At 32.0% G+C, this 24572-nt stretch carries 24 protein-coding genes; 11 read left to right on the top strand and 13 right to left on the bottom strand.

Going from position 1 to position 24572, the window contains the following annotated elements; all coding sequences use genetic code 11:
• The first annotated feature begins 3 nt into the window (after positions 1-3).
• Positions 4-1110, top strand: coding sequence for an efflux RND transporter periplasmic adaptor subunit (locus C8N27_RS07915; RefSeq protein ID WP_099214298.1), 1107 nt, complete (start codon positions 4-6; stop codon positions 1108-1110).
• 261 nt (positions 1111-1371) lie between these two features.
• Here C8N27_RS07915 and gcvT read toward each other — a convergent pair whose 3' ends face one another.
• Complete coding sequence (gene gcvT / locus C8N27_RS07910; RefSeq protein WP_099214597.1) at positions 1372-2454, bottom strand: glycine cleavage system aminomethyltransferase GcvT; 1083 nt, start codon at positions 2452-2454, stop codon at positions 1372-1374.
• 260 nt (positions 2455-2714) lie between these two features.
• Between gcvT and C8N27_RS07905 the strand changes: the two genes are divergently transcribed.
• From C8N27_RS07905 to C8N27_RS07895, 3 genes are all read left to right on the top strand, one after another.
• Positions 2715-4346 carry an aminopeptidase P family protein gene (locus C8N27_RS07905; protein ID WP_121146925.1) on the top strand — a complete coding sequence of 544 codons (1632 nt, stop codon included), beginning with the start codon at positions 2715-2717 and terminating at the stop codon, positions 4344-4346.
• A gap of 79 nt (positions 4347-4425) precedes the next feature.
• Complete coding sequence (locus C8N27_RS07900) at positions 4426-4971, top strand: TlpA family protein disulfide reductase (RefSeq protein WP_121146924.1); 546 nt, start codon at positions 4426-4428, stop codon at positions 4969-4971.
• 18 nt (positions 4972-4989) lie between these two features.
• Entirely contained in the window at positions 4990-5211 is a 222-nt protein-coding gene (locus C8N27_RS07895; protein WP_099214301.1) for a VF530 family protein, read from the top strand.
• A gap of 3 nt (positions 5212-5214) precedes the next feature.
• Here C8N27_RS07895 and C8N27_RS07890 read toward each other — a convergent pair whose 3' ends face one another.
• Positions 5215-6066, bottom strand: coding sequence for an alpha/beta fold hydrolase (locus C8N27_RS07890; protein ID WP_121146923.1), 852 nt, complete (start codon positions 6064-6066; stop codon positions 5215-5217).
• 57 nt (positions 6067-6123) lie between these two features.
• Here C8N27_RS07890 and C8N27_RS07885 point away from each other — a divergent pair, with 57 nt between their 5' ends.
• Both C8N27_RS07885 and priA read left to right on the top strand, forming a co-directional pair.
• Positions 6124-6822 (top strand): hypothetical protein, encoded by a 699-nt coding sequence (locus C8N27_RS07885; protein WP_121146922.1) that lies wholly within the window; start codon positions 6124-6126, stop codon positions 6820-6822.
• Positions 6822-9266 carry a replication restart helicase PriA gene (priA, locus tag C8N27_RS07880; protein ID WP_121146921.1) on the top strand — a complete coding sequence of 815 codons (2445 nt, stop codon included), beginning with the start codon at positions 6822-6824 and terminating at the stop codon, positions 9264-9266. Before C8N27_RS07885 ends, priA begins: the two co-directional genes overlap by 1 nt.
• A gap of 24 nt (positions 9267-9290) precedes the next feature.
• On the opposite strand, the gene C8N27_RS07875 is transcribed toward priA, so the two are convergent.
• From C8N27_RS07875 to ruvX, 7 genes are all read right to left on the bottom strand, one after another.
• On the bottom strand, positions 9291-9914 hold the full coding sequence (locus tag C8N27_RS07875) for a hypothetical protein (protein ID WP_121146920.1): 624 nt from the start codon (positions 9912-9914) through the stop codon (positions 9291-9293).
• 43 nt (positions 9915-9957) lie between these two features.
• Positions 9958-10347 carry a hypothetical protein gene (locus tag C8N27_RS07870; RefSeq protein WP_121146919.1) on the bottom strand — a complete coding sequence of 130 codons (390 nt, stop codon included), beginning with the start codon at positions 10345-10347 and terminating at the stop codon, positions 9958-9960.
• Positions 10348-10504: 157 nt separating this feature from the next.
• Positions 10505-11233 (bottom strand): (S)-benzoin forming benzil reductase, encoded by a 729-nt coding sequence (locus C8N27_RS07865; protein ID WP_121146918.1) that lies wholly within the window; start codon positions 11231-11233, stop codon positions 10505-10507.
• Positions 11234-12233: 1000 nt separating this feature from the next.
• Entirely contained in the window at positions 12234-13013 is a 780-nt protein-coding gene (gene mazG, locus C8N27_RS07860) for a nucleoside triphosphate pyrophosphohydrolase (RefSeq protein WP_121146917.1), read from the bottom strand.
• Positions 13014-13016: 3 nt separating this feature from the next.
• Positions 13017-13439, bottom strand: a complete 423-nt coding sequence (locus C8N27_RS07855) for a DUF5606 family protein (protein WP_121146916.1) — start codon at positions 13437-13439, stop codon at positions 13017-13019.
• Positions 13440-13467: 28 nt separating this feature from the next.
• Positions 13468-14052, bottom strand: coding sequence for a peptide deformylase (gene def / locus C8N27_RS07850; RefSeq protein WP_121146915.1), 585 nt, complete (start codon positions 14050-14052; stop codon positions 13468-13470).
• A gap of 54 nt (positions 14053-14106) precedes the next feature.
• On the bottom strand, positions 14107-14517 hold the full coding sequence (gene ruvX, locus C8N27_RS07845; protein ID WP_121147012.1) for a Holliday junction resolvase RuvX: 411 nt from the start codon (positions 14515-14517) through the stop codon (positions 14107-14109).
• A gap of 119 nt (positions 14518-14636) precedes the next feature.
• On the opposite strand from ruvX, the gene C8N27_RS07840 reads away from it, so the two are divergent.
• Positions 14637-15452 carry a 2,3,4,5-tetrahydropyridine-2,6-dicarboxylate N-succinyltransferase gene (locus tag C8N27_RS07840; RefSeq protein WP_121146914.1) on the top strand — a complete coding sequence of 272 codons (816 nt, stop codon included), beginning with the start codon at positions 14637-14639 and terminating at the stop codon, positions 15450-15452.
• A 32-nt stretch (positions 15453-15484) separates the two neighbouring features.
• Here the strand turns inward: C8N27_RS07840 and C8N27_RS07835 are convergent, their stop codons facing one another.
• Positions 15485-16246: a glycosyltransferase family 2 protein gene (locus C8N27_RS07835; protein WP_121146913.1), complete on the bottom strand. Its 762-nt coding sequence runs from the start codon at positions 16244-16246 to the stop codon at positions 15485-15487.
• Between the two features lie 47 nt (positions 16247-16293).
• Here C8N27_RS07835 and C8N27_RS07830 point away from each other — a divergent pair, with 47 nt between their 5' ends.
• The 4 genes from C8N27_RS07830 to C8N27_RS07815 are packed head-to-tail and all read left to right on the top strand — an operon-like array spanning position 16294 to position 19913.
• Positions 16294-17058, top strand: coding sequence for a glycosyltransferase family 32 protein (locus C8N27_RS07830; protein ID WP_121146912.1), 765 nt, complete (start codon positions 16294-16296; stop codon positions 17056-17058).
• A 23-nt stretch (positions 17059-17081) separates the two neighbouring features.
• Positions 17082-17936, top strand: a complete 855-nt coding sequence (locus tag C8N27_RS07825; RefSeq protein WP_121146911.1) for a glycosyltransferase — start codon at positions 17082-17084, stop codon at positions 17934-17936.
• Positions 17936-18484 (top strand): L-threonylcarbamoyladenylate synthase, encoded by a 549-nt coding sequence (locus C8N27_RS07820; RefSeq protein ID WP_121146910.1) that lies wholly within the window; start codon positions 17936-17938, stop codon positions 18482-18484. The genes C8N27_RS07825 and C8N27_RS07820 overlap by 1 nt, the downstream gene beginning before the upstream one ends.
• Positions 18485-18488: 4 nt before the next feature.
• Positions 18489-19913, top strand: coding sequence for a CCA tRNA nucleotidyltransferase (locus C8N27_RS07815; RefSeq protein WP_121146909.1), 1425 nt, complete (start codon positions 18489-18491; stop codon positions 19911-19913).
• 56 nt (positions 19914-19969) lie between these two features.
• Here the strand turns inward: C8N27_RS07815 and C8N27_RS07810 are convergent, their stop codons facing one another.
• Genes C8N27_RS07810 through C8N27_RS07800 form a run of 3 tightly spaced genes read right to left on the bottom strand, consistent with a single transcriptional unit; the run spans position 19970 to position 24495 of the window.
• On the bottom strand, positions 19970-21796 hold the full coding sequence (locus C8N27_RS07810; protein ID WP_121146908.1) for an ABC transporter ATP-binding protein: 1827 nt from the start codon (positions 21794-21796) through the stop codon (positions 19970-19972).
• Positions 21796-23505, bottom strand: coding sequence for a phospho-sugar mutase (locus C8N27_RS07805; protein WP_121146907.1), 1710 nt, complete (start codon positions 23503-23505; stop codon positions 21796-21798). Before C8N27_RS07805 ends, C8N27_RS07810 begins: the two co-directional genes overlap by 1 nt.
• 33 nt (positions 23506-23538) lie before the next feature.
• A complete protein-coding gene (locus C8N27_RS07800; RefSeq protein ID WP_121146906.1) occupies positions 23539-24495 on the bottom strand; it encodes a glycosyltransferase family 2 protein in 957 nt (318 codons plus the stop codon).
• Positions 24496-24572: the final 77 nt, after the last annotated feature.

Here is a 24572-nt window from a genome sequence, read left to right as displayed (position 1 = left end):
ATCATGAGCAAAAGAGCAAAAATTATCTTAGGAATAGTAGCACTATTATTTGTAGTCATCCTAATTTGGTTAGGGAAGAAAAATCAAAAAAGTGTGGTAACCTATGAAACAGAAAAACCATTTAGAACAACAATTGTAAAAAAGGCAGTAGCTACAGGGAAAGTAGTTCCTCTAGAAGAAGTAGAAATAAAACCTCAAATTGCAGGAATTATAGACAAAATTGTAGTTGAAGAAGGAGCAATTGTAAAAGCAGGAGACTTATTAGCTACAGTAAGAGTTGTACCAAATGAACAATCGTTGCAAAGTGCTAGAGGAAGAATAAACTCGGTACAAATTCAATTAAACAATGCAAAAACTCAATACGATAGAAATAAAAGTTTATTTGATAAAGGAGTAATTTCTAGTCAAGAGTTTGAAGCCTCTCAATTATCATACAATCAAGCAAAAAATGATTTGACAAATGCTCAAAATGATTATCAAATCATTAAAAAAGGATCCGTAGGTTCTGCCGGAGCAAATACCAATATTAGAGCAACAACATCAGGTATGGTTGTAGAAATTCCTGTAAAAAAAGGATACCAAGTTATTCAATCAAATAACTTTAACGAAGGTACAACTATCGCTACTATTGCTGATATGGAAAAAATGATTTTTGAAGGACAAGTTGATGAATCAGAAGTAGGAAAATTAGTAAAAGGATCAAACATTGAAGTTTCATTAGGGGCTATTGAAAACAAAAAGTTTCCTGCAATATTAAACTTTATAGCGCCAAAAGGAACAGAAGAAAACGGAGCTGTACAATTTAAAATTAAAGCAGATGTAAGTCTTGATGACAACTATTTTGTAAGGGCAGGTTATAGTGCCAATGCAGATATTGTTTTAGAGAAAAAAGACAGTGTTTTATCTATTAAAGAATCATTATTGCGTTTTGACAAGAAAACAGAAGAACCATATGTAGAGGTGAAAAAAGGAGAGGGCGAGTTTGAGAAACGTGAGTTAAAATTAGGAGTTTCAGACGGAGTAAATATTGAAGTATTAGAAGGTGTTACAATAGATGATGAAATCAAAATATGGAATAAAGCATCAAAAGATGATGAAAAGAAAGATTAAAAACATATAAATAGTTGATTAATAGTTATAAAGCAGTTCTTTTAAGAGCTGCTTTTTACTTTTAAGGTATAATATAATACACTCATATCCAAAAAGGTGTCATTCGAGGAAGTTAAAGATGAAAAAGCTCTTTTGTTGTAGATATTTGGAGTGCTCAAGCTAAGAAGAGCACTTAATTTAATTTATTGGGGAAGAAATTAAATTATTTAAATAAGGGGTAAAAAGCAGCTTTTTAAAAGCTGCTTTTTTTTAGATATATTATTAACCTTTATAAAAAGGTAACTTCACTACTTTAGCAGGAATTTGTTTCTTACGAACTTGAATAAAAATATCACTATCAACTTTAGAGTTTTCTTTAGTAACATATCCTAATCCAATTCCTTTTCCTAATGATGGACTCATCGTTCCTGAAGTAACACGACCAATGTTGTTTCCATCAGCATCAACAATCTCATAATCATGACGAGGAACACCACGCTCAGTTAATTCAAAAGCAACTAATTTACGAGTAACACCCGCTTCTTTTTGAGCTTTTAAAGCCTCAGCATTAACAAAGTCTTTCGTAAACTTAGTAATCCATCCTAAGCCAGCTTCTAAAGGAGAAGTAGTATCATCAATATCGTTACCATATAAACAATATCCCATCTCTAAACGTAAGGTATCACGAGCAGCTAAACCAATAGGCTTAATTCCCCAGTCTTTACCAGCTTCAAAAACTTTATTCCAAAGTTGCTCAACATCTTCATTCTTTACATATACTTCAAATCCACCAGAACCAGTATATCCAGTAGCAGAAACTACTACATTCGGAATTCCAGCAAAATCAGTAATTTCAAAAGTATAGAATTTAATAGTAGATAAATCTACTGAAGTTAACGATTGCATAGCTTCCGCAGCTTTTGGACCTTGAATAGCTAATAACGACCATTCTTCAGAACGGTTTTCCATCTCAACTTTTAAATCGTTGTGTTGAGAAATCCAGTTCCAATCTTTTTCAATATTAGAAGCATTTACTACTAACATATACTCATTTTCAGCAATCATGTAAATAATTAAATCATCTACAATTCCTCCATCAGCATTAGGCATACAGCTATATTGTGCTTTTCCAGGAACTAATTTAGAAGCGTCGTTAGAAGATATTTTTTGAATTAAAGCCAATGCATTTTCTCCTTTTAAAAAGAACTCTCCCATATGACTTACATCAAAAACACCAACTCCTTTTCTAACAGTTTCGTGTTCAGCAGTTACTCCTTCGTATTGTACAGGCATGTTATAACCTGCAAAAGGAACCATTTTAGCTCCTAAAGCTTCATGTACATGTGATAAAGCTGTATTTTTCATGTGTTTGTTTTTTATTGTTTTTATTAACGCATGTAACCTTTTATGAATAAAACAACCAATTATAGGGTATATTTTATTTATGTAGGTTTCATTATTGTGTATTGTTTGTTTTAAAAAAGTGATGCTAAAGTATTGAAAAATTAGCAAACAATACAGGCGAATCTGTGTAATATTATAAGAGTATATTACCTAAATGTTTGTTAATATTTTCCTTATTCTATCATAGAATACTAAATTTGAGAGTAACAAATTTTATCACGATGCTAAAAAAACTATTATTTACTCTTTTCTTACTAAATATATGTGTTGTTGTATCTGCACAAGTTCCAACAGATTATTTACCAGCTGATTTTCATAAAGAGCGAAGAGCAATTTTACGATCAAAAATGCCTAAAAACGCTGTAGCAGTTGTTTTTTCGAACCCAACTCGAAACAGAGCGAATGATGTAGATTATGTATTTCATCAAGATCCTAACTTTTACTATTTAACAGGGTTTAGAGAACCCAATGCGGTTTTGGTACTATTTTCTGAAAATCAAAAAGATGCTAAAGGGAATAGTTATAATGAAATATTATATGTACCTAAAAAAGACCCTCGATTTGAAATGTGGAATGGAAAACGTTTAGGAGTAGAAGGAGCAAAAAAAGAATTAGGGTTTGCGATGGCAAAAACAGCAGAAGAATTTGTTACAGATGCAATTAATTTTAAAAGTTTTGATAAAGTAAGCATATTAAAACTTAATGATGATTATAGAAACACAGAAAGAGATAAAGGAGAAATTTACGATTTAGTAAAAGCATTTAAAAAGCAGTCTGGGTATAAGAATAATATAACTAAAGATCCAAATATAGAGTATATTCATAAGGCTATAGCAAATGTGCCTGATGCGAAGTTAGAAGAAGTGGCTAAAGAGCTATCTAAAAACTTAGAGAATTATCCAGAGTATAAAAAAGACCCGATAATAAAAGAGTATATAAGTGCTACAGATGATGGATTAAGAAGAGAACTCAAACAAAAAATAAAAATAAAACTTCAAAAAAATAGTGAGTCTAATATAGATGTTAAATTTTTATCTACTGCGCTTGCTGAAATGCGTGAAGTAAAAACACCAGAAGAATTAAAACTGTTGACTAAGGCTATACGAATTTCGGCAATGGGACAAGTAGAAGTAATGAAAGCTATGAAACCACACATGTCTGAAACAGAAATTCAAGGAGTTCATGAGTTTGTGTATAAAAAATATGGAGCAGAGTATGAAGGTTACCCATCTATAGTTGGTGCAGGAAACAATGGGTGTGTTTTACATTACATTGAAAATAATAAAACAAAACTTGGAAATGAGCTAGTTTTAATGGATTTAGGAGCTGAATACAGAGGGTATACAGCAGACGTAACCAGAACAATACCAGCAAACGGTAAGTTTTCTCCAGAACAAAAAGCTATTTACGAATTAGTTTTAAAAGCACAAGACGCAGGAATCAAGGTATGTAAACCTGGAAATCAATTTTGGAAGCCAGGAGAAGCAACAAAACAGATTATTAATGAAGGATTAGCAGCTTTGGGTATTATTAGTTCTCCTTCAGCAAAACATAACTATTTTCCACATGGTACTTCTCATCACATAGGCTTAGATGTTCATGATCCAGGAACATATGGTGCTTTTAAAGAAAATATGGTTATTACCGTAGAACCTGGTATTTATATTCCAGAAGGAAGCCCTTGTGATAAGAAATGGTGGGGAATTGCAGTTAGAATTGAAGATGATATTTTAATCACTAAAAACGGACCTGTAAACCTATCAGCAGAAGCTCCAAGAACCGTTGAAAATATTGAGAAAATGATGGCTAAAAAAAGCGTTTTAAATGATTTTTTACTGCCTAATTTAGATTGATAAAGAAAACACATACACAACTTGTAATACAATAATATTTATAACGACAGATAACAACCTTTAACCTAAAAAAAACTAAATGAAATTCAATAGAAAAACAATCTCAAACATTGTATTTGTCGTTATTATAGGCTTATTACTATATCCGCCAACCAAAGTATATTTTATTAGGTTGGTTTCATTTTCACCTTCTACTATTACAGAAGAAAAAAGAGAAGTATTAAACGATTACGACTGGAATTTAAAAGGGTTAAACACTACTAATATAGATTTTAACGACACCAAGAATAAAGTTGTTTTTGTAAACTTTTGGGCAACTTGGTGTCCGCCATGTATAGCAGAAATGCCAAGTATTCAAAAGCTATATAATGATTATAAAGATAAGGTTGAGTTTGTATTTGTAAGTAACGAAGATTGGACGACTATTGAAGCCTTTTATAAAGATAAAGGCTACGATTTACCAACGTATAATATTTTATCTAAAGTACCAGAACAGTTAGTAAGCAACTCAATTCCTGCGACGTTTATTATGGATAAAAAAGGAACTATTGTTGTAGACAAAAAAGGAGCAGCTGATTGGAATAGTGATAAAATTAGAATTTTGTTAGACGAATTACTACAATAGAATATTTACCTTTGTAGCATGAGTCAAGAACAGCCAAATAATCCGCTTCACGGAATAAAATTAGCCACCATGTTAGAAGAATTATACTTAGAGTATGGTTGGGAGGAAATGGGAGAAATATTGAATATAAACGCTTTTAAAAAGAACCCAACCTATAAATCTAGTTTAAAGTTTTTAAGAACAACACCTTGGGCAAGAGCTAAAGTAGAAAAGCTGTACCTACAAATGTTAGGCTATTAAACGTTAACGTAATACCAAACCACTCCATTCTTTAGCATTCTCTAACATAGGGAAGTGCCCTGTGTTTTCAAGCCATCGTAATTCATTATTAGGAATTTCTTTGTGTAATTGCTCTCCAATAGCTTTTACAGCAATAGGGTCGTGGGTAGCCCAAACTATTTTTGTAGGAATTTGTGTTTGTGTCAATCCGCCAATCCAACGATGCCAAAAAAAGTATCGCTCATTAATATAATTGCTCAATAAATGAATAACATTCCGACCATTATTATAATTTAACTGAAACCACATTTCGTTTAACTCTTCCTGAGAAACCTTAGAAGAATCAACATAAATTTTGCGAATATTCCTATTAAAAACAGTTTGATTCGCCAATTTAGCAACCCATTTTCCTGTAATTTTATTCTTTAGTGACTTTTGAATAGTTCGTAGTTTGGCTAATTCAATATGCATACTACCATTGCACAAAATCAATTCTTTAATAGAAAAAGGAAGCAGATTCATATTGTTTCTAGCAATAATTTCGGTGGCAATACTAGTGCCGTAATCATGCGCTAGCAGCGTAACTTCATGTAAACCCAGTTTTTTCCATAAAAGTAAGGCTATATCAGTTTGCTCAATTAAAGAATACGAATAGTTTAAAGGTTTATCAGAAAAACCAAACCCTAAATGATCGTGAATAATTACTCTGTATTTTTTTGATAAAAAAGGAAGCGCTTTATAATAATCAAAAGAAGAAGTAGGATATCCGTGGAGTATCACAAGAGTTTCATCAGCATTTCCTTCATCAATAACGAAAACTTGCTGATTATTAATGGTGTAAAATTTACCTTTATTTTTCCATTCTAGTGAAGTCATAAATATAGAAGCTTTGGTGTTTACAATGTACTCATTTTTGTGTAGTTTTGATATTAGATGAAGAAAACCACTTTTTACATACTTCCTGTTTTATTTCTGCTAATTATTTCTTGTTCCAAAACAGTAAAGGAACAAGCTTTAACTATGAAAGATGTTTTTCCTACACAGAAAAATACAGACTCAACTTTTGTTTTTGATTTAGATACTATTGAGAAAATTATAAATAATAAGGTTTTATATTGTAAAAAGATAGAAGGTAAAGATCAATTTGTAAGAACAAACTTAAACTATCTGCCTATTAATTTGTTTTTTGCTCTTTATTGTAGAGCTACTTCATTTTGTCCTAAAGGAAGAAATATTATTGAGGTAGAAGGGAATTTTAAGCAAGATTCAACCTTTTTTTCTAATAGACTATTACTTGAGGTTAATAGTTTTAGTAAACTTCTAAAAAAACAATTTTTAAATAGGGGTAAAGATCCTGAGTATGCAGATAGCCCTAATAAAAGTCTCATTATTTTAAAATATAATGATTTAACTAAAAAATCTAAAGAAAGAGTTTCTAAAGCATTGGATACTATATCAGTATCTTATTTTAATTTTATTAATAGTTTTCAAAAGCAAAATATTGATTCTTTAAAGAGAGTATATCCTCTTCAAATATTATTGGAAATAGACTTTGCACTGTTTGAAGGGAAAGGGAACCAGATACAACTTCCACCGCCACCACAACCAGCTCCATTAGAAATAGTAGAATAATGCCATATTTCATCGACGTCATATTACCCATTCCGTTGCAAAAAACGTTTACCTATACGGTAACCGAGGCAGAAGCATCTTTTTTAAAAAAAGGAATGCGTGTAGCGGTTTCCTTCGGAAAAAGTAAAATTTATACCGCATTGGTGTTTAACATTCACCAAAATGCACCCGAATTATATGAGGCCAAAGACATTCATCAAATTTTAGATGATACGCCTATTATAACAGAACAGCAACTAAAACACTGGCAATGGATTTCGAGCTATTATATGTGTTCGTTAGGCGATGTATACAGAGCAGCCTTACCTTCAGCATTTTTGCTAGAAAGTGAAACCATCATCTATAAAAATGAAAACTTTGAAGAAGAAGCAATACTAACCGATGAAGAGTTTTTAATTTTTGAAGCCTTACAACATCATTCACAGTTAACCATTCATCAAGTTGCTGATATTTTAGGAAAGAAAACCGTACTTCCCATCATTAACGGATTGATAGAGAAGAGTGCGATTTACATTAAAGAAGAAATTTACGAAACCTACAAACCTAAACTGGTTAAGTATGTTCGATTACATAATAAGTATGCCTCAAATGAAGGCCTACAAACGCTTTTAGAGGAACTTTCAAGAGCTAAAAAGCAACGAGAAGCTGTACTGACGTATTTTCAGTTAGCAGCTTCTAAAAAGCCGATAAAAGCAAAAGATTTAGAAGAACAGTCGGGAGCTTCTTCCGCAGTTTTAAAAGCCTTGGTAGAGAAAGATATTTTTGAATTTTATCATATTCAAACCGATCGAATTAACTACCAAGGAGAAACGAATCAGATTAAAGAGTTGAATGAATTTCAGCAAGAAGCTTTCAATCAAATAAAAACTTCTTTTGAAACGCAACAGGTAAGTTTATTACACGGGGTTACAGGTTCTGGTAAAACAGAAATTTATGTAAAACTGATTAAAGAAGTGATTGCTGAAGGAAAACAAGTACTGTTTTTATTACCAGAAATTGCATTAACAACTCAAATTATTACCCGTTTACAAAACTATTTTGGAAACTTTATTTCAGTATTCCATTCAAAATACTCGATGAACGAACGAGTAGAGGTATGGAATAACGTGTTAGAAAATAAACCGAAAGCACAGGTTATTTTAGGAGCGCGTTCTTCGTTGTTTTTACCATTTTCAAACTTAGGGTTGATTGTAGTGGATGAAGAGCACGAAACGTCCTACAAGCAATTTGAACCGTCACCACGTTACAATGCGCGTGATGCTTCGGTAGTATTAGGTCATTTGCACCAAGCAAAAGTGTTGTTAGGTTCTGCAACACCATCGATAGAAAGTTATTTCAACGCAGAGCAAAACAAATACGGATTTATAGAATTAACGCGTCGTTTCGGAAACATTCAGTTGCCTAAAATCGAACTGATAGACATTAAAGAAAAGCATCGAAAAAAGGAAATGAATGGTCATTTTTCTGATCGTTTACTAAAAATGATTACCGAAGCCTTGGAGGAAAAAGAACAGGTTATTTTATTTCAAAACCGACGTGGATTTTCGCCTGTTGTAGAGTGTACTACTTGTGGTGTTTCTCCTCAATGTCCGAATTGTGATGTGAGTTTAACCTATCATAAATTCCGTAAAGAGTTAAAATGTCATTATTGTCATTACCAACGTGCAATGCCGAATAGTTGTGGTGCTTGTGGAAGTGCTACCTTAGACACGAAAGGTTTTGGAACGGAGCAAATTGAACTCGAGTTAAAAGAGCTATTTCCGAATCATAACATTGGGCGAATGGACTTGGATACCACCCGAGGAAAATATGGGTATCAAAAGATTATTGGGGCTTTTGAAGCGCAAGAAATTGATATTTTGGTAGGAACGCAAATGCTTTCAAAAGGATTGGATTTTGAAAACGTATCGTTGGTAGGAATCTTAAATGCGGATTCCATGCTCAACTTCCCTGATTTTAGAGCACATGAACGAGCTTTTCAGTTGATGGTACAAGTATCGGGTAGGGCAGGACGTACCAAAAAACAAGGAAATGTAGCGATACAAACCTACAATCCGTATCATCAGATTTTACAGCAAGTATCTACCAATAATTATACAGAAATGTATAAAGAACAGTTGCAAGATCGTTGGCAGTTTCATTATCCGCCATACTATCGCTTGATAAAAATTACCTTAAAGCATAAAGATTACACGCGTGTTGATAATGGTATTAACTGGTTAGCAAAAGCGTTACAGAATGTGTTTCACGAAAATGTATTAGGACCCACTGCACCTGCGGTTTCTCGTATTCGAAACCAGTATATTAAGAATTTAGTAATCAAAATTCCACCAAAACAATCCTTAGGAAAAACCAAAGAGCAATTACAAAAAATTAAAAATACGTTTGAAGCGGTAAAAGATTTTAGACCCATCCGTTTTATTGTGGATGTGGATGCTTATTAGGTTTTAATGAATAAATTGTTGTACTTAATTAGCCCAACGAGATATAATAGATGTCTTTTTCCATTTTCCATTCTCTTTCATAAAGACGAAATTTTCACCAGAATAAGGCCTATGTATACCTAAACACATTCTATTCATTTCTTTGTTAAAAATTGGTTTATCAATCAAAATAAAACTTTCGTTATATTTTCTATCTGAATATGAAGTTTTCTCATATGCAAGGAATGTTAATGAGTCAATTGAAACACTATTTTTAATAAATTCAGAGGTGTTGAATATTTGATAGTTGTATTGTGATAATTCTTTTAAATCAAGTGTTTTATTTTGTTTAATTTGCTCTTTTAAAAAGAGAGTATCTTTTTCTTTAAGGTTATGTGATAAATATTCAATATAACTAACGGATATAAATTCTCCTTCTCTATCAATAACTTCTTCTGGTAGCTTGGGCAAAAAATTAAAGTCAGAAATTAGTATTTTCTGATATGGTAATAGTTTTAAATTAATGGTGTCAGATAATATTTTATTTAAAACTTCTAATTTATCTATGTTTCTAATAGTGGCTTTATCTTTTTCTGGTTCTTTGTAATGTGAACAACTCAATACGGTAAGTGCTACAAGTAGATGAAATATTTTTTTGGAATTATACATAACTATTTTTTAATTGTTTAAAAGTTCCATTTAGAAGTCAATATTAATTGTATGTTTCATGGAAAAATTCTTTTTCTTTAAGTGTAGTAATTATAGTTTTGGTAGATTGAGCCTCTTCCTCTTTTTTCAAATATAAAAAATTTCTACCCCAGCCATTCTCTAAATTCAAAACTCCATATTCGGGATTAAAAAATATAGGACCATTCCCGTCATCAAGAGGTTCAGTTAAAATGTAGGTATCAAAATTAAGTTCTGATAGGTTTTTATCTGAAAAAGAACCTTTCTTAATTAATTTAAATTCAGTTCCTGAAAAGAATAATTGGTTAGTCTTGTGAATGAATTTAAAATCCATGTTTTTTTCACTCTCAATAAGATTTTTGTATTTGTATACTGTTAAACTGTCATTATTTTTTATAGTTAATTCATATTTCATTTTAGTTTTTAAAGAGTCAATATTAAAAACGTAAAGAAATCTCTCTTCAACGTGCTTTTTACTTTCATAATTCTGACAGCTTAAAAAGTTAATTAGGATAATTAAGATAAGTAAATTCTTTTGCATTTTTATTCAATTTAAGTATTGAGATTAACTGTTATTGGAAATTCCGAATATCCACAATATCCCCATTTTGTAGCTTGTTTTGGGTATCTATGGTAAAAATGGTTTCAGCAACATATTCAGGAGTGTACAACTGGTCGTTTTCTTTTAAATCGATAAAGCGTTGTACGTTTTTAAAATCCTTTTCATCGGTACTTCTAATATCAGTTTGCATGTTGGTATCTACCACACCAGGGTAAATCGCATTGCATTTTACGCCATGTTCAAGCTCGTTTTGTTCCGCAGCAATGGTTTTGGTCATCATATCAATCGCAGCTTTAGACGTACAGTAAATACTCCAACCTTCATACGGTTTTACGGCTGCTCCAGAAGATATACTAATAATCTGTTTTTTACAGGTTAACGGTTGTGTAGCCTTGATAAACAAGCTGGATAAAATGAGTGGAGTGGTGGTGTTGAGTTGAATACTTTGTGCAATATCTTCCGAAGGAATATTTTCTAAGTTCGTTATGGTACCGAGTCTACCGGCATTGTTCACTAAGGTAATCGATGAAACCTCCAATTTCTGAATTTCATCTAATAACATTTTAAACGTGTTGTGTGTGGCTTTGGTATCAGATAAATCCACAGAAAGCTGTACCACATTTTCCAAATCTACAATGCTTCTGGATAGTGAGTACACTCTGTAGTTTTCTTGTGCGTATTTTTCGGCTAAGGCTTTACCGATTCCTTTACTTCCTCCAGTGATGATGATTATATCCATAGAGTAAAAATAAGGAAATATAAGTAAACGTCATAGCGAGGAGTGATAACTACGTGGCTATCTTTTAGTCGATATAAAGAATGCTTCGTTATCACTCGCAATGACGGTTACGTTGTGTTGAGGAAAGCTCAGCGGCGCTCGCTGATGGTTTCGTTGCGTTGAGGAAAGCTCAGCGGCGCTCGCTGATGGTTCCGTTGTGTTGAGGAAAGTTCAGCGAAGCTCGCTGACGGTTCCGTTGTGTTGAGGAAAGCTCAGCGAAGCTCGCTGATGGTTCTGTTGTATTGAGGAAAGTTCAGCGTGACGCGCTGATGGTTCCGTTATATTGTGGAAACTTCAACAGAGCTAAATCTTATAGTTGAGTATTTGCTATTCTAAAAGGTATTTGTAACTTCATTGGGTGTGAGATTCCTCATTTCATTCGGAATGACAGGGAAATATTATAGTGTGGAGAAGTAACAATTAAAGGCATTAGTTGTAGATGTTGCTATTCTTTTCATATTAACCTTATATTATGACCTACAAGAAAATCTTTAAAAATCAAGACAGCAGTGGTGGGTGTAAGATAAAAAGCTGTTTGAGCGATAGCGAGTTCTTTTTATCAGTGTAAGGCGTCGTAGTATTTTCTCAAGATTTTATGGTAAGTCTTGATTTTTGTTTCTTTTTATCAAGAAAAAGTATATCAACAATACTTTTTATGTTATGTAGATTTTGTCTTAACCTTCAGACAGTAGTGCCTAAAGTCATAGGATAGTACTGTATGGTGTCAACGAACGGTAGTGTCGTGTGTTATGGTACTTATAATGACGTTCGAGAGTTGTCATTTCGAACCAAGCGATAGCGAGTGTGAGAAACCGTAAGGTTCAGCGTAGCTAAATCTTATAATTTAATGTCTATAATTTTAAAGAGTATTTGGAACTTCATTGAGTGAGATTCCTCTCATTCGGTCGGAATGACGGTAGTCGATTATTTGAAGAATTCTTTCGAGTTTTCCCAATTTGAGTTATTTGAAAAATTCTTTCGAATTTTCCCAATGCACATCCATTTCAGCTAGGGTCATGTCAGAAAGTTGCTTGCCTTCTTTTTTGGCAGCTTCTTCTAAAAACTGAAAGCGGTTGATGAATTTCTTATTGGTTTTTTCTAGGGCATTTTCAGGATTTACCCCAATAAAACGAGCGTAGTTAATCATGGAGAACAAAACGTCTCCAAACTCTTTTTCTATTTTCTCCTGATTGTTGTTTTTGATTTCTTCGTTCAACTCAGAAAGCTCTTCTTGAACTTTTTCCCACACTTGATGTGGTTCTTCCCAATCAAAACCAACACCTGCAACTTTATCTTGAATACGATTGGCTTTTACTACTGCAGGTAAACTTTTAGGAACGCCTTCTAAAACCGATTTATTCCCTTCTTTTAGTTTGAGTTTTTCCCAGTTTTTCTTAACGTCTTCTTCGTTTTCAACAACTACATCGCCATAAATATGTGGATGACGGTCAATGAGTTTATCTGAGATCGCATTGGCTACGTCAGCAATATCGAAAGCTTGTTTTTCGCTTCCTATTTTAGCATAAAAGACGATGTGCAAAAGCACATCGCCTAATTCTTTTTTTATTTCTTGTAAATCGTTGTCTAAAATAGCATCTGCTAACTCGTAGGTTTCTTCAATAGTTAAATGACGCAGACTTTGTAGGGTTTGTTTTTTATCCCACGGACACTTCTCACGAAGGTCATCCATGATGTCTAACAAACGATTAAAGGCGGCTAACTGTTGCTTACGAGTATTCACGATTTAAGCTTCTTCTGTAGTTGTTTCTTCAGTTTCAACTAACGTGCTAAAGTCAAAATCACCTTTTGCTAAGATGTTGTACCACTGAATTACTTTTTTAATGTTTGAAGCGTACACACGTTCTTCATCAAATCCAGGTAATACTTCTCCAAAATAAGTAGTTAATTTATTAGCGCTCTCTTTGTGAGAAATAGCTTCTTTACCATCTTCTTTATCAGCAATATTTTTAAGTACTTGTGCTAAAGGCACTTCTTCTTCGTACGTGTAAATAGCGATATTTTCTAATAAGCTTACGTTATGAGTAGCAGTAATAGGAAAACGTTTACCGTCAACAATAGATTTTACGATAACTCCTGTTTTAGTTTGTGATAAGATTTCATACAAACCTGGCTTACCTGTTACAGCTATAATTTTGTTAAATTCCATGTCTTAATGTTTTTTTAGTGTATAACTATTATCTTTTAGCATTAGGAAAACGCATGCGATATCCAGCGTTTACTTTCCCTTTAGAAATATTGTCTAATTTCTTTTTAATTAATCTCTTTTTTAAAGAAGAAAGTTTATCGGTAAACAAAATTCCTTCAATATGGTCATATTCATGTTGAAAAACACGTGCAGGTAATCCGCTTAACGTTTCTGTATGTTTTTCAAAATTTTCATCTTGGTATTCAATAGTAACTTTTTCTTGACGAAAAACATCTTCATTAATGGTAGGAATGCTTAAACACCCTTCATTAAAAGCCCATTCATCGCCTTCTTCTTTAACGATTTTCGCATTGATAAAAACACGATTAAAGTCTTTAAAGAAATTCTTCTCTTCTTCACTTAAATCTTCGTCTTCAGCAAAAGGAGAAGCATCAATAATAAACAAACGGATGTCTTTTCCTATTTGAGGAGCCGCTAAACCAAGTCCGTTAGCATTGTACATAGTTTCTCTCATATCAGCAATTAATTTGTCTAACTGCGGATAGTCTTTATCGATTTCTTTTCCTACTTTACGTAAAACGGGATCTCCGTATGCTACAATGGGTAAAATCATTTACTTTTTAATTTTAAGGAATGCAAAAATACAAAGAATGCTTTTGGTAGAAAATTATTTATTGTATAAATACGACTGTAAGATGATTGTAGCACTGATTTCGTCTACCAAAGCTTTGTTTTGACGTTGTTTTTTCTTCAAACCGCTATCAATCATTGTTTGAAAAGCCATTTTAGAGGTAAAACGCTCATCTACACGTTTTATGGGGATAGAAGGGATAGCTTTTTCAAGCTTTTGTAGAAAAGGAGTTATGAGCACTTCACTTTCACTATCAGAATTATCCATCTGCTTTGGTTTTCCAACTAAAAAAAGTTCAACATTTTCTTTTTGAGTATACTCTTTTAAAAATGTGATAAGTTCAGAGGTGTTTACAGTTGTTAAACCCGAAGCAATAATTTGAAGTTCATCGGTTACAGCAATTCCTGTTCTTTTTTTTCCAAAATCTATGGCTAATATCCTGCCCATTCTATAAGTTTTTGCAAAGGTAGCTAAATTAAACAAGGAAGAAATATCTGTTTAAAAAATGTATCTTCGCGGTATATTGTTGAAAGCAACTTTATTTTTGCTGAAAAATATTATTAAAAATGACAGAATTACAATCAATTATAGAAAAAGCGTGGGATAACCGCGATTTGTTAAAAGAAGAATCTACAATTAATACTATTAGAAAAGTAGTAGATTTATTAGACGCAGGAGATTTACGTGTTGCTGAACCAACAGACAATGGATGGCAAGTAAATGAATGGGTAAAAAAGGGAGTAGTGTTATATTTTCCTATTCAAAAAATGGAAACTTTAGAGGCTGGTATTTTTGAATATCACGATAAAATTCCATTAAAAAGAGGTTACGAAGCGAAAGGAATTCGTGTAGTACCTAATGCTGTAGCTCGTCACGGAGCCTATATCTCAGCAGGAACTATTTTAATGCCTAGTTATGTAAATATTGGAGCGTATGTTGATGAAGGAACGATGGTAGATACTTGGGCAACTGTAGGTTCTTGTGCGCAAATTGGTAAAAACGTACACTTATCTGGAGGAGTTGGAATTGGAGGGGTTTTAGAGCCTTTACAAGCAGCACCTGTAATTATTGAAGACGGAGCTTTTATCGGTTCTCGTTGTATCGTTGTTGAAGGAGTGAGAGTAGAGAAGGAAGCTGTTTTAGGAGCGAATGTAGTATTAACAATGAGTACTAAAATCATTGATGTAACAGGTGATGAACCAGTTGAAATGAAAGGAGTTGTTCCTGCACGTTCGGTAGTAATTCCTGGAAGTTATACCAAGAAGTTTGCAGCAGGGGAGTATCAAGTTCCTTGTGCTTTAATTATAGGTAAGCGTAAAGAAAGTACAAACAAAAAGACTTCGTTAAATGATGCTCTTAGAGAGTATGATGTGGCGGTTTAAGAAAACATAAATAGTATAAAAAAGGGAAGATTTTAAATCTTCCCTTTTTTATTGTTTTCATATAATTTTCTAAGTTTTGCATATTTCATATAAGAGAAAAAGGCTTGCATCATAGAAAATGTAATTCCGTCTAATCCATGGAAAATACCTTTTTTAAGAATATAACAACGTAGGAAAGACCATAATCCGTGCCCTATGGGCGTAAAGAAGTTTACTTTTTTGTTTTGTTCAAAATATTCTTCAGATTGCCAAGTAGTGTACAAGTTGTATTTTCCTATAATCTGATGAAAATCTTTCCAACCAAAGTGTAATAAATGAAGTTTGGTTGTTTTTAAATTGGTGGCTTGTATACTTTGATGAACTTTTGTAGTTGCAGGTTTAGCGGTTTGCTTGTTAAAAAACCTACATGTATAAGAAGGGTACCACCCAGCAAAATTAATAGGCTGGTCTTTTAAAAAGTTTTTACGTCTAAAGTTATAAGCGTCATAAGGTTCATTTAAATATTTTCCACTCTTAATAAATTTAAAACTATCTTCATCTAAACGTTCATCTGCATCTAAGTTTAAAATCCAATCATTTTTACAAAATTGTAGTCCATGTACTCTCTGGGGTCCATCTCCTAAAAACTTTTGTAAATAAACTTTAGCTCCCATAGACTCTGCAATTTCAACAGTCTTGTCAGAACTAAAAGAATCAATTATAATCACTTCATCGCATACCCTATTTAAAGAAATAATACAATCTTTAATGTTAGTTTCTTCATTAAAAGTAATTACTAGGCCACTTATATTCATGTGTAAATATTATTGTAGATTTGTTCGGTCAAAAATACAATTATTAAATGATTCCAAAAATTATACATTTCTGTTGGTATGGTAAAGGTGAGTATAATGAAACAATAAAAAAATGTATTGCTTCTTGGGAAGAAAAATTACCTGACTATACTATAAAAAAGTGGGATGAAACCAATACCCCTTTTGATAAATTACCTTTTTTAAAATTGCTATATAAGCAAAAAAAGTGGTCATTTATAACAGATTATGTTAGGCTTTATGCTTTGTATAAAGAAGGAGGTATATATCTAGATACAGATATAGAGATATTACAAAGGTTTGAAGAACTTCATAAGGAAGATGCTTTTACTGGTTTTCAAACAGATTTTGAATCATCTCCTTTCCCTGTTGCAGCGGGGTTTATTGGAGCTAAGAAAGGAAATAGTTTTATTTTAGATTGTATTAAATCAACAGAAGAAAAACAAAGGTTAAAATTTAATGGAATGGGAGGACCGCCTATTTTGACTAAAGTACTTTTAGGTTATGGCTTGACAGAATATAGGACTCAAACTATAAAAAATGTATTAGTTTTAGATAAAAAATACTTTTATCCTTTCTACATTACAGAGAAATTTACAAAAGACTGTATTGAAGAAAAAACTATATGTATTCATTGGTGGCAAGACTCTTGGGGAAATAAGAAAAAAGGATTTTCATATTTGCTAGATAGTTTCCTAAGAAAATTACAAAAGCTACCTATTTTAATAGTCAATAGAATCAAATTTAGGTTTAATAAAAAGAAATTTTATTTAATTGATGAATTAATAAAATAAGCTTAAATTTTATAAAATAAAGTATGTTTTTATCCATTATAATCCCAGTTTATAATACACCCGTTAAGTTTTTAAAAGAGTGTTTAGATAGTTTAAAGTTTATACCTTCATTTATTACCAGTGAAATCATAATCGTAAATGATGGCTCTAAGGATGAAGAGACGTTAACTTATTTATCAAGTTTAGATAAGTTAAAGTACCAAATAATTTCGCAGCAAAATAAAGGTCTTAGTTCAGCTAGGAATGAAGGAATAAAAGTAGCTAAAGGAGTTTATATTTTTCCTTTAGATTCAGATGATGTTTTAAATAAAAATTTTGAAGGCTTCATTAACTATCTCCAAAATAATTCAGAGGTTGATGTTTTGTATGGAGATTTGTTATATTTTGGTGATACAAATAAAGTAGAAAAAAAGCAAGAGTTTAATAAAATAGCCCTGTGGTTTGAGAGTAATATTATACCTGCATGCTCTTTTTTTAAAAAAAGAGCATGGGAAACAGTAGGAGGGTATGATGAGAGTTTGAAGACTTTTGAAGATTATGATTTTTGGATTCAGTTGGCTGTTAATAATTTTAAATTTAAGTATTTACCTTGTGCTACATATAATTATAGGCTTATTAATAATGGGGCTTCATTATATCAAAGTACAAGAGCTTTACACAAAACCTATTTTAAAATAATAAGGGATAAGATACCAACAAAAGAAATAACATTTTTAGGTATAAGAGATTTTATGAAAGGATATTATGTTAAAAAAGCAAAAAGTGATGATACTGTTTTAAAGGTATTCGTTAACTATATTAAGACTTTTGTAAAAACATTAGAAATGTTAAAAAGAATAATGCTATCCTCATTAAGAAAGGCTAAATTAATTAAGTAATGATAGCTAGTATACTGAATTTTTTAAATGAAGGAAAAACTATTTTATACCCAACAGATACAGTTTGGGGACTAGGTTGTGATGCAACTGATGAAGACGCTGTTAAAAAAATTTACCAATTAAAAAATAGGGAAGAATCGAAGAGTCTAATTATTTTGGTTGACTCTATTGAAATGTTGCAAAACCATGTGGCAAATATACCTGAAAAGGCTTTAGAAATTTTAAAGACATCAGTAAAGCCTACTACTATAATTTACAATAAACCGAAAGGGTTAGCACCGAATACCATTGCTTCTGATAATACGATTGCTATTCGAATTCCACAGGATGAGTTTTGTATTCAGCTAATTAAAGAGTTTGGTAAGCCTATAGTTTCAACTTCAGCAAATGTAAGTGGAGAACCAACTCCTAAATCATTTTCAGAAATAAGCCAAGCAATTTTAAAGAGTGTAGATTATGTGGTAAATTTGCATCAAGATAAAGTAGCAGAAAAGTCTTCAACTATTTTAAAAATTGAAGGTGAGGCTATTATAGTGATTAGAGAATAATTGTATGCAAAAACAATATTTTAAGGAAGCAATTTCCGCAGAAATATTTCAATATATATCCAAAGCAGCTAAAGAGTTACAACTAGAAAGTTACGTAATTGGTGGTTTTGTACGTGATTTTATTTTAAAACGAGGAACAGCCAAAGATATTGACGTTGTAGCTGTTGGTAGCGGAATAGAATTAGCTCAAAAAGTAGCTGAGTTACTACCTAATAAACCCAAAGTTCAGGTGTTTAAAACCTACGGAACAGCGATGTTACGTTTTAAAGATGTTGAAATTGAATTTGTAGGTGCCCGAAAAGAATCATATTCGGAAGAGAGTAGAAATCCTAAAGTTTCTGAAGGTACTTTACAGGATGACCAAAACCGAAGAGACTTTACAATTAATGCATTAGCATTGAGTTTAAATGAAGATGATTTTGGATTACTATTAGACCCTTTTGGTGGTATAGCAGATTTGGAAGCAAAAATTATTAGAACACCTTTAAATCCAGACATTACTTATTCTGACGATCCACTACGAATGATGCGTGCTATTCGTTTTGCTACCCAATTGAATTTTACTATTGAAGAAAATTCGTTAAACGCAATTACAAAAAATGCTCCAAGAATAGATATTATTACTCGTGAGCGTATTGTAGTTGAATTGAATAAAATTTTAGAATCTCCAGTGCCTTCTATAGGTTTTTTATTATTGGAAAAAACAGGGTTGTTAGAAAGAATTTTACCAGAATTAATCGCTTTAAAAGGAGTAGAGGAGGTAGAAGGACAAAAACACAAAGATAATTTTTATCATACACTAGAAGTAGTTGATAATATTGCACAGAACACGGATGATGTTTGGCTTCGTTGGGCAGCGTTGTTACACGATATAGGTAAAGCTCCTACAAAACGTTATCACAAAAAAATAGGCTGGACATTCCATTCACATGAGTTTGTGGGATCAAAAATGGTATATAAACTATTCAAACGTTTAAAAATGCCATTGAATAACAAGATGAAGTTTGTTCAGAAAATGGTGATGTTAAGTTCTCGTCCGATTGTTTTAGCAAGTGAAGTAACAGATTCTGCAGTACGCCGTTTAATTTTTGATGCTGGTGATGATGTAGAATCATTGATGACGTTGTGTGAAGCAGACATCACGACTAAAAACCCGAAGAAATTTAAGCGATATCATAAAAATTTTGAGATAGTTCGTCAAAAAATTAAAGAAGTAGAAGAACGAGATAGGGTTCGTAATTTCCAACCACCAATAACAGGAGAAGAAATAATGAAAACCTTTAACTTACAACCTTGTAGGGAAATTGGTCAGATAAAAGAAGCTATAAAAGAAGCTATTTTAGATGGTAAAATTCCCAATGAACATGATGCTTCGTATCAATTTATGTTAGAAAAAGGAGTTCAGTTAGGTTTAAAAGTGAGCCAATAATAATAAAAGAGTTTTAAAAAAAAAAGAGAAGCATACTGCTTCTCTTTTTTAGTTTGTTATCCTAAAGATTGCATTTCTACAAGTTTTTTATAAGTTCCACTCTTAGATATAAGTTCATTATGAGTTCCTTGCTCTACAATTTTTCCTTTTTGCATAACTACAATCAAATCTGCTTTTTGAATGGTAGATAAACGATGTGCAATGACTACAGAAGTCCTGTTTTGCATCATTTTTTCTAAAGCGTCTTGTACTAATTTTTCAGACTCTGTATCTAAAGCTGAAGTTGCTTCATCTAAAATCATGATTGGAGGGTTCTTAAGAACAGCACGAGCAATGCTTAAACGTTGTTTTTGACCACCTGAAAGCTTATTTCCGCTATCACCAATATTGGTGTCATAACCGTTTGGCAAATCTTTTATAAATTCGTGAGCGTTGGCAATTTTTGCAGCTTCGATGATTTCTTCATCACTTTTACCTTCAATTCCCAAGGTAATGTTATTCTTTATTGTATCATTGAACAATATAGAATCTTGTGTAACTAAACCTTCTAATTGTCTGAGTGAATGTTTTTTGATATTTCTAATATTTATACCATCTATTTCGATAGCACCTTTATTAACGTCATAAAAACGCGTTAATAAGTTTGCTATAGTGGATTTACCACTTCCAGATTGCCCAACTAAAGCAACCATTCTTCCTTTGGGTATAGTAAGTGAAAAATCTTTTAGAACGTAGTTGTCTTCATATTTAAAAGAAATATTTTCTATTAAAATTTCTGAGTCAAAAGTCTTCTTATCAATAGCATTTGACGTATCTTTTAAAGGGTTTTCAGTTTCTAAAACTTCTAAGATACGTTCAGCAGCAGCGTTTCCTTTTTTAACTCCGTAACTAGCTTTAGAAATAGCTTTGGCAGGTGTTAAAATATTATAAGCTAACCCCATATAAGCAATGAAATCTTCTCCTTGTAAGGTGCCTTCTTCTAAAACTAATATACCTCCATACCAAAGTAATACAGCGATAACACCAATTCCTAAAAACTCACTAGCTGGACTAGCTAAATTTGTTCTATTAAGTAGTGTGTTAGAAAAGTGGTAAAAACGATTGGTTGATTTTTCAAATTTTTGTTGAAATTCTTTTTCTGCAGTAAAGCCTTTAATTACTTTTAGTCCTCCTAAAGTTTCTTCTAAAAGTGATAAAAAATATCCCTGCTCTTTTTGTACACTATCAGACTTTCGTTTTAAGCTTTTTCCAATTAAAGAAATTATATAGCCAGAAATAGGAATAAAAACAAAAACAAAAAGAGTAAGTTTAAAGCTAATAGCTATCATTGCGGTGATCGTGAAAATAATAGTTAAAGGCTCTCTTACTAACATTTCTAAAATAGATAAAAATGAATGCTGAATTTCCAATACATCAGTTCCAATTCTAGCCATAGTATCACCTTTTCTTTTTTCAGAAAAATAGGAGATAGGTAATTCTATAGTCTTTCTGTATAAATCGTTTCGAATATCTTTTAAAACACCATTTCTTAAGAAAGTAATGAAGTACATGGCTAAGTAGTTAAAAATATTCTTAAAAAAGAATGTAGTTATAACTAAACCTACAACAACCATTAGTGTTTTTGATTTATCATCACCAGCAATTTCATACACATAATAAGAAACATTTGCCTTAAAATAGTCAATTATTTTTGTTATGTTTTCAAAAACTGGTTTTTCAATTATTTTAATAGTATTTGGTTTAAAAATAACCTCTAACATAGGCATTAATACCAAGAAAGAAAGAGTTGAAAAAAGAGCATATAAGATATTAAATAATACATTTAAATATCCATACTTTTTATATGGAATAGCATATTTAATAATCTTTTTAAAATAGTCCATTATAGGTTTAATTCTTTTATAATTCGTTGAATTTTGTTGTCAAGTTCTTCTTCTACTTCCTTAGCATTTGAAATATCACTTAGTTTACTTTTAACACTAAAGTAAAATTTGATTTTAGGTTCTGTACCACTTGGGCGAGCAGCAATTTTAGTTCCGTCCTGGGTTTGATAGATTAATACATTAGATTTAGGAATGTCAATTGCTGTTTCTTCACCAGTAATTAGATTTTTTCTAACAGAGGATTGATAATCGTACAGGTATTCTACTTTTGATTCATCTATTTCAGTAAATGGATTATTACGTAAATCAACCATCATTTGTTTGATTTGTTGCGCTCCATCCATTCCTTTTTTAACTAAAGAAATTAAATGCTCTTTATAAAAATGATGACGTGTATATAAGTTTAATAATTCTTTATAGAAAGAACTATTGTTAGATTTAGCATCTGAAGCGATTTCACAGGCTAGTAGGGCAGAGGTAACAGCATCTTTATCACGCACAAAATCGCCTACCATATAGCCAAAACTCTCTTCACCACCACCTATAAAATTAAGTTCAGGGTGATCTTTAATCATTTTAGCAATCCATTTAAAACCAGTTAATCCAACTTTGGTTTCCACTCCATATGAATCGGCTATTTCATTCACTAAATAGGTAGAAACAATAGTAGAACCTACAAATTGTTTTCCGTTTAACTTATCTTGTTTTTTCCAATCATTGATTAAAAAATCGGTCATCATACTCATAGTTTGATTTCCGTTTAGTAATTTCATATTTCCTTCAGTATCACGAACAGCAATTCCAATTCTGTCTGAATCAGGGTCGGTTCCTAATACTATATCTGCATCAATTTTATTAGCTAAATCAACTGCCATTTTAAGAGCAGCAGGTTCTTCTGGGTTAGGAGAATCAACTGTAGGGAAACTACCATCAGGAGTTGCTTGTTCTTCAACAATGTGGACCTGGGTGTATCCTGCGCGTTTTAAAACTTCAGGAATTAATTTAATTGAGGTTCCGTGTAAAGAAGTAAAAACAATCTTTAAGTTTTTACGACCTGTTACATCAAAAGTTCCATTTGCTAAAGAAGCTTTCCAAAAAGCTTCATCAACTTCACTCCCTATTGAAGTAATTAATTCTTCTCTTGAGTTGAAATTGATTTCTGAAAAGGCTAAAGAATTTACTTCATTGATGATCTCTGTATCATGTGGTGGAACTATTTGACCACCATCATTCCAATACACTTTATATCCATTGTATTCTGGTGGATTGTGAGAAGCTGTTAATACTATTCCTGCGTCACATCTTAAATAATTTACCGCAAAAGATAATTCTGGAGTAGGGCGTATATCTTCAAATAAAAATACCTGAATATTATTTGCTGAAAGTACGTTTGCAACTACTTTAGCTAACCATTCACTGTCATGACGACAATCATAACCTATAGCTACTTTTATTGTTTTGTTTGGGTATGTTTTGTTAAGGTAATTACTCAATCCTTGAGTAGCTTTTCCTAAGGTGTATTTATTTATTCGGTTGGTACCTGCGCCTACTATTCCGCGCATTCCACCTGTTCCAAATTCTAAGTTTTTATAAAAGCGATCAGGTAAATCACTAGCATTAACACCAATCAACTGTTGAATTTCTTTCTGTGTTTCAGAATCAAAAGTGTCAGATAGCCATTGTTTGGCCTTGTTTAAAATCTCTTCCATGTATCAAATTATAAAACGTACAAAGATACGGGTTTAAAAGTTCAATTTATCTTTGATTATATAATGTTTTTGATGTGGATTACTTTTAATGATCAACTCACCTAGAAAACCAGCCAAAAAAAGTAAAGTACCCAAAACCATTGAGGTTAAGGCTATATAAAACCATGGGTTACTGGTAACCAATATAGCTTTTACTCCTGTAGAAAGTTGGTATACTTTCATAGCTCCTATGAAGAATGCTGAGAAGAAACCAAAGATAAACATTAATGTTCCCCATAGACCAAAAAAGTGCATTGGTCTTTTTCCAAATTTTGAAAGAAATGAAATGGTAATTAAGTCTAAAAAACCGTTTACAAAACGATCCATTCCAAACTTAGTTACTCCATACTTACGAGCTTGGTGTTGTACTACCTTTTCATCAATGCGATTAAATCCTTCGTTTTTTGCCAATACAGGAATATAGCGGTGCATTTCACCACTAACTTTAACTGCTTTGACAACTTCATTTTTATAAGCTTTTAATCCACAATTAAAATCGTGTAACTTTAATCCTGAAGTTTTTCGAGCTGCCCAGTTAAATAATTTTGAGGGAATATTTTTGGTAACGACATTATCGTATCGTTTCTTTTTCCATCCAGAAATTAAATCAAAATTTTCTTCAGTAATTAAGCGGTATAGTTCAGGTATTTCATCAGGACTATCTTGTAAGTCGGCATCCATCGTAATAACTACATCCCCTTTAGTTAAAGCAAATCCAGCATCTAAGGCTTGGGATTTACCATAATTTCTTTGAAATCGTAAACCTTTTACTTCTTGATGTTTTTGTGATAATTCTTCTATTATTCTCCAAGAATTATCAGTACTTCCATCGTCAATAAAAATAAGCTCATATAAAAATTGATTGGACTGCATAACTTTTGCAATCCAATCGTATAATTCTGGTAAAGATTCCTCCTCGTTAAGAAGTGGTATTACTACCGATATATCCATATATTTTGTTCAATGTTTAAAAAGGTAAAGTTACGAAGTATTACTTTTATGTAAAACTTTAACTCCTTTAAACTATT

It is taken from the genome of Tenacibaculum discolor (genome assembly GCF_003664185.1).
Lineage (GTDB): Bacteria > Bacteroidota > Bacteroidia > Flavobacteriales > Flavobacteriaceae > Polaribacter > Polaribacter discolor.
Note: the sequence above shows the minus strand (reverse complement) of the source record. Positions and strands in the feature narration are given on the sequence as shown.